Genomic DNA, 6,206 nt, shown 5'->3' with positions numbered 1-6,206 from the left:
GGAGAAGTTGCCGATCTCGCGCGGTCTGCCGATCGAGAAGGCGCTGAGCGACACCGTGCTGATCGCCTTCGAGATGAACGGCGCGCCGCTTCACCCCATGAACGGGGCGCCGCTCCGGCTTGTGGTGCCGGGTTGGCCGGGCTCGTGCTCGCAGAAGTGGTTCACCCGGATCTGGCTGCGCGATCAGGTGCATGACGGGCCGAAGATGACCGGCACGTCGTATCGGGTACCGAACCGGCCCGTCGCGCCGGGCGAAGAAGTGGCCAAGGAGGACTTCGTCATCATCGAGCGCATGCCCGTGAAGTCCCTCATCACAAGCCCGGAGAGCGGGGCGACGGCCGGGCAGACGCTGGCGGTTCGCGGGCACGCCTGGTCGGGCGACCGCTCGGTGACGGGGGTCGACATCAGCACCGATTTCGGGGCGACCTGGCAGAACGCCGAGCTCGACGCCCCGGTCAACGACGGCGCCTGGCAGAACTGGCGGGCCGACGTCAGCTTCCCGGAAGCCGGATACTACGAGGTTTGGGCGCGGGCGACGGACGACAGCGGCGAGATGCAACCCTTCGCCATCGACTGGAACCCCAAGGGCTACCTCAACAACACCATGCACCGCGTCGCGGTCCGCGTCGGCTGATCGGCCATTGGGCGGGCCGTCGCCCGCCCAACCATCCTCCCTGGAGATCCCCCATGAAAGCTCTGCCACTTGCCTTGGCGGCCTGCCTTTTGGCCGCGACCACCGCCGCAGCGGACGACAGCGAGTTCGGCGTCCTGCATGTCGCCCCTGGCGTCGAGGACACCTACTATGGCTGCACGGCCTGTCACTCCGAGATGATTATCGCCCAGCAGGGCCTCAGCCGTGCGCATTGGGACGAGCTGCTCGACTGGATGGTCGAGGAACAGGGTATGGCGGAACTCGACCCGGAGCAGCGTGGCATCATCCTCGATTACCTGGCTGCCCACTACAACGAGGACCGTCCGAACTTTCCAAAGTGACTCAGACGCAGGGAGGCGCTGCGGCTGTTTCCGCTTCAAGCGTCTGGCGCAGCGGTTCGGGCGCGTCCTGCGCCCGGGCGCCCGTCACGGCCTCCGCGTAGTCGCCGAGTGCGGAAAAGCGGAGCGGCGCCATCCCGTCGGCAACAAGGGTGTAGGCCGTGCCCTGCGCTTGCCACCGGTGCGCTGAGGGCGGGGCCGCATCGGCACGCGCGTCCGCCGGTTCCGTGAGGAGCGTGACCCGGCACCCGCGGCGCCCGCGGTAGTGCGCCGCGATCCGGGCCTGCGGCCCCGCGCCCCATGTCTCGATATCGACCAGCGTCAGCTGCGCCGCGGCGAAGTCGGGCACCGTCACGTCCGGCAGGGCACGCCCCAGCGACTGTGCGACCTGCCCATCGGTGGCGAGGACATAGCTTCGGGCCGACAGGCGATCATCGATCTCCGCCGCGGTGAGCCAGGTCTCGCTGCCGGGCCCGCTCACAACCCATGTCACGGAGACACCGACGGCGAGCACAACCGACGCCGCCAGTGCCGCGGCCGCCCATCGACGCGACTTGATGCGCGCCGATCCGGGCACCGGGTCCGGGGCCAGACGACCGAGCGCCGCCTTGGCCGCTCCGATCCGGGCAAGATCGGCCGCCAGATCCGGGTCCCTTGCCAAGCGGGCCCGCATCACCGTCGTCTCCGCCGGGCCGAGCTCGTTGTCGGCGAAGGCGTTCAGGCGCTCCCAATCCCGCTCGTCGACCATCACGCACCTCTCGTCCGCTGCGGTGGCCTGTCCCCAACGGTCTCCAGCTTCGCCAAGAGCGCCCGACGGGCCCGCGACACCCGGCTCATCACCGTGCCATGCGGGACGTCCATCACGGCGCCAGCCTCCGCATAGGTCATGCCCAACACATCCACCAGCACTAGCACCTCGCGCTGATGAGGCTTAAGCGTCTCGAGCGCAAGCCGGACGAGCACCGCGTCCTCCGGCCCGTGGTCCTGGGCCTCGCCTCCACTCCAATGACGGTCGATGCCGTCGGCATATTCCCTTCGGACTCGGCGTTTCCTCAGCTCGTCGATGTTGAGGTTGCGGATGACGCGGAAGAGCCACCGCTTAAGCGCATCTGGCTCGCCTGGGATATCGGCGGACCGGCCGGCCCGCTCGAGCGCATCGCTCACGAGGTCCTCGGCGTCGGCCGCCGTGTCCGCGAGTGCGCGCGCGTAGGCGAGGAGGTGCGGTCGCACCTGCACGATCAGGTCCCAGCGGCTAATCGCCCGGACTATATCGACGCGCTGATGCGGGACAAAGATCGGACGGGCGGATCACCGCCCGCCCGATTGGCGGGGACCGTCGGCCGGGGGGCTCCGGCCTGCGCTATCGCGGGCGGCCCAGGACCTCAATCGACGTGCAGGGCCCGGAACGACCTTCTTGCAACCGTCGCCGTGGCGCCGGCCGTCAAGGTGGTTCAGAGGCCCGGCATGGGCCCGATGATCTCGATCGCGATGGTGGCGGCGGTCGGGATCGGCGACGGCTTTGATCGAGGGCGTGACTTTGCCGCCTGGGTGGTGTCCCAGCCCCCTAGAACTGGGCCATAGATCGTTGAGCTGGACAGGAGTGATTGATGTCCCGGAAGCATCATACGGACGTGGATGCGTTGAGGTTGCTGCGTGAGATCGAGGTGCACCTCGCTGCAGGCAACGACGTCACCGAGGCTTGTCGGAAAGCCGGTATCAGCGATGGCACGTACTACAACTGGCGTAAGAAGCTTGGCGGGGTGTCCCGATCTCAGTTGGCTGAGATGGAGTGCCCCCACTGAAGTGGTCCACCCACTGGGATAGAATGATCCCGCTTTGAGGAGGACCCGGGATGGCTGGGAAGCGAGACAAACCGGAAGAGATCGTCGTGAAGCTGCGGCAGGTTGAGGTGCTGCAGGGCCAGGGCATGTCGGTTGCCGACGCGGTGCGCCAGATCGGCGTGACGGTGCAAACGTACTACCGCTGGCGGCGGCTCTACGGCGGCATGGGTCGGGAACAGCTAAAGCGGTTGAAGGAGCTCGAGAAGGAGAACCAGCGGCTTCGGCGTGCAGTCTCGGACCTGACGCTCGACAAGCTCATTCTGTCGGAAGCCGCGCGGGGAAATGTATGGACCGCCCCGGGCGTGCAAGTGTGATCTCGGTCTGCGCTGAACGTTTGCGTCAATGTATCCGGCCTCCCTGTGGAGCCATCTGCTCCGGGCCTCGATGGGTATCCGCAGTCCGGCCGGGCTTGATACTAACTCGGCCGCCGGGGCCGGTTTCCCACGTCAGCCGTGACCGGTTGCGGATCGTTTCAGCGCCATCCCCTCTTCACCGCGCACGCCGTCTCATGGTCGTGCCGCTCTGAGCTCAGGCAGCGCCGACGCGTCCTCTGTATTCCTCGCCTCCTCTCAGGACGGACCAGGCGATGCGGGCGAGCTTGTTGGCGAGCGCCACTGTGGCGACATTCTTGTGCATTCGACGATCAAGATCATCCAGCCACGCTCCGATTCGGTGCGCCTCGCGATTGCCGTTCAGACGGAAACTGCGGGCACCGTGAATGAACATCCTCCGGAGGTACGTGTTTCCACGCTTCGTGATGCTGCCGAGGCGGGTCTTCCCGCCCGTCGACATCTGTTGCGGCACAAGGCCGAGCCAGGCGGCGAAGTCTCGACCTCGAGCGAATGCGGATCCGTCCGCTACGGCGGCGACCATGGCCGTGGCGACCAGAGCGCCGACGCCAGGCACCGTCATCAGGCGGCGGCAAGCCTCGTCCTTCTTGGCAAGGTGTTCGAGCTGGCGACTGAGGTCCTGAACGGCGGCATCGGTGGCACACCATTCCTCCCAAAGCCCGCCGACAAGCTGGCGCATCGCCGGTGGGAGCGGGCCGGCCTCGTCGCTCAGCAGCGCCGGCACGAAGCCGCGAAAGCCGCCCCGGCCCTTGCGCATGACGATGCCGTGCTCGACGAGAAGCCCTCGGATCTGGTTGCTGACTGCCGTCCGCCGCGCGACGAGCCGATCGCGCACGCGATGCACGGCCTGTAGCTCGAGCTGCTCGCGGGTCTTGATCGGCACAAAGCGCATACGCGGCCGCTGGACAGCCTCAGCAATGGCTTCAGCGTCGGCGAAGTCGTTCTTCTGCTGACCGACATAGGGCTTCACGTATTGCGCCGGCATCAGCCGTGCCTCGTGGCCCACCTCAGCCAGCGTTCGACCGATGAAGTGCGCACTCGCGCAAGCCTCCATACCGACCAGACAGGACGGCCGATTGCGGAAGAAGGCGAACAGCTGGGGCCGTGAGCACCGCCTGCGCTTCACGATCTGCCCGTCTCCGTCCATGCAGATCAGATGAAAGACGTTCTTCCCGAGGTCGATCCCGACGACACGGATCTCGTTCATGGCTTGCCTCCTCTTCTGTGGCTCATGACAGGTGCCTCGATCCGAGCCGAGGCAGGAGGGGCGGTCCATCCCATTACTTCTGAGCCCCGCGCGTCGCCGAGGCTGCATCGAGAGCGTGCAACAGACGCTCGGCGTGCCCGTTTCTCTGCAAGTCCGGGTGGTGCGCTTGGTCCGCACGCTCGGACAGCACCGCTCCACCCAGCACGGCGTCCCGCGGGGCCGTGCCGATGAAGCCTTCCTGACCGAGGACATCATCGCTCTGGCCCGCGACTACGGGCGCTACGGCTATCGCATGGTCACAGGCCTGCTGAACAACGCGGGTTGGCACGTGAACCACATGGCGTAATCGGGGGTGTCAGCCTTCGTACACTACGCTGCGTCGTCGTTGCAGAGGAGGAAGGACGATGACGCACTATGCGGGACTGGACGTCTCGGTGAAGGAAACTGCGATCTGCGTGGTTGACGCGAATGGTATGGCAGTCTGGCAGGGCAAGGTGCCCACGAAGATTGAGGCGATCGCGGCCTGCCTTGCCCGTCACGCCCCTGACTTGCTTAGGGCGGGCATGGAAACCGGTCCGGTCGCGGTCTGGCTTTCGCATGGCCTGAGCGATGCCGGCATACCGATCGATTGCATCCACGCTCGTCGGGCGGCTGCGGCACTTAAGCTCCAGGCCAACAAGACCGATCGCAACGATGCCCGCGGGCTTGCGCAGCTCGTCCGCTCTGGCTGGTACGACGCAGTCCCGATGAAATCGATGGCAACGCACCGGGTGCGGGCGATCGTTGTCGCCCGGGATCAGCTCGTGCGCATGTGCACTGCCCTCATCAACAAGATCCGGGGGCTGGCCAAGACCTTCGGCATTCTTCTCGGTCCCGGCAAGGGAGGCTCTTTCGATCGCGCCGTGCGCCAGGCAATGCCCGCTGATCCGATGGTCAGCGACCTGCTCAATGGCCTCCTTGAGACGTTGGCGATGCTTCGAGACCGACGGCGCAGGTTCGATCGCCAGCTCGGCCGTATCGCGCGCGAGGATGAGACCTGCCGCCGTCTCATGACCGCACCCGGTGTCGGTCCGATTACTGCCATCGCCTTCGCGTCAGCGATCGAGGATCCGGGTCGCTTCAGACGCTCGAGCGATGTCGGCGCCTATCTGGGACTGACGCCGACGCGCTACCAGTCGGGCGAGGTCGATATTGGCGGGCGCATCTCGAAGTGCGGCGATCGCCTCACCCGGCGCCTGCTGTTCGAGGCCGCCAGCGTCATCATGTTCCGCACACGGATGCCCCTCGGCCTGCGAGACTGGGCTGCCCGTCTCGCAGACCGCGCCGGCAGCTGGAAAGCCCGCGTCGCGCTCGCACGCAAGCTGGCAACCGTCCTCTACGGGATGATGCGCGACGGGCGAGACTTCGAGGCACGCCCGGCGGCGTGATGACGAGGGGCATGGAGAAGGATCAGGACTGACAAGATGCCGAGCCCGCCCGGGCATGGCTGCGGCGATCTCGCGACTTTCTTTGCGTCGTCCTCGAAGCAGGGGCCAAGCGCGGGAATCACATCGAGACGCCGCTCGATCGAGCGCCACTCATGCGGCAGGCGCATGCCATGACCGCGAAGACGACAAGGATCTGCTCGCAGAGATCGACACGAGGCCCGGGAAATGGCTTGCGCGATTAGACGACAAGAGGGTGGAACGCATCTGGCGACGCGAGGGGCTGAAAGTCCCGCAGAAGCAGCCCAAGAAGGGTCGGCGGTGGCTCAACGACGGCTCATGCGTCCGTTTGCGCCCGGCGCGGCCCAACCACGTCTGGTCCTACGACTTCGTA

Annotated in this window: 6 protein-coding genes and 4 pseudogenes; 7 read left to right on the top strand and 3 right to left on the bottom strand. The window is 66.5% G+C overall.

Features of this window, described 5'->3' with window-relative positions; genetic code table 11:
• Together AAFU51_18705 and AAFU51_18700 are read left to right on the top strand one after the other, a co-directional pair.
• The coding region (locus tag AAFU51_18705; GenBank protein MEO1573280.1) for a molybdopterin-dependent oxidoreductase at positions 1-634 on the top strand (634 nt) is incomplete at its 5' end.
• A gap of 53 nt (positions 635-687) precedes the next feature.
• Positions 688-993 carry an aldehyde dehydrogenase gene (locus tag AAFU51_18700; GenBank protein ID MEO1573279.1) on the top strand — a complete coding sequence of 102 codons (306 nt, stop codon included), beginning with the start codon at positions 688-690 and terminating at the stop codon, positions 991-993.
• Position 994: 1 nt separating this feature from the next.
• Here the strand turns inward: AAFU51_18700 and AAFU51_18695 are convergent, their stop codons facing one another.
• Together AAFU51_18695 and AAFU51_18690 are read right to left on the bottom strand one after the other, a co-directional pair.
• Complete coding sequence (locus tag AAFU51_18695) at positions 995-1,741, bottom strand: hypothetical protein (protein MEO1573278.1); 747 nt, start codon at positions 1,739-1,741, stop codon at positions 995-997.
• Positions 1,738-2,226, bottom strand: coding sequence for an RNA polymerase sigma factor (locus AAFU51_18690; protein ID MEO1573277.1), 489 nt, complete (start codon positions 2,224-2,226; stop codon positions 1,738-1,740). The genes AAFU51_18695 and AAFU51_18690 overlap by 4 nt, the downstream gene beginning before the upstream one ends.
• Positions 2,227-2,448: 222 nt before the next feature.
• Here AAFU51_18690 and AAFU51_18685 point away from each other — a divergent pair.
• A pseudogene (locus AAFU51_18685) lies at positions 2,449-2,541 on the top strand (transposase).
• A gap of 301 nt (positions 2,542-2,842) precedes the next feature.
• Positions 2,843-3,118: pseudogene (locus tag AAFU51_18680) on the top strand (transposase).
• Between the two features lie 241 nt (positions 3,119-3,359).
• Here the strand turns inward: AAFU51_18680 and AAFU51_18675 are convergent.
• Complete coding sequence (locus AAFU51_18675) at positions 3,360-4,388, bottom strand: IS110 family transposase (GenBank protein ID MEO1573276.1); 1,029 nt, start codon at positions 4,386-4,388, stop codon at positions 3,360-3,362.
• Positions 4,389-4,464: 76 nt separating this feature from the next.
• Here AAFU51_18675 and AAFU51_18670 point away from each other — a divergent pair.
• The 3 genes and pseudogenes from AAFU51_18670 (at position 4,465) to AAFU51_18660 (ending at position 6,206) form a co-directional block, all read left to right on the top strand.
• A pseudogene (locus tag AAFU51_18670) lies at positions 4,465-4,722 on the top strand (IS3 family transposase).
• Between the two features lie 70 nt (positions 4,723-4,792).
• Positions 4,793-5,815: an IS110 family transposase gene (locus AAFU51_18665; GenBank protein MEO1573275.1), complete on the top strand. Its 1,023-nt coding sequence runs from the start codon at positions 4,793-4,795 to the stop codon at positions 5,813-5,815.
• Between the two features lie 238 nt (positions 5,816-6,053).
• Positions 6,054-6,206, top strand: a pseudogene (locus AAFU51_18660) (IS3 family transposase).

The organism is Bacteroidota bacterium (genome assembly GCA_039821555.1).
In the GTDB taxonomy this organism is placed as follows: domain Bacteria; phylum Bacteroidota; class Rhodothermia; order Rhodothermales; family Rubricoccaceae; genus JBCBEX01.
This window is presented reverse-complemented; position numbering and strand designations above follow the sequence as displayed.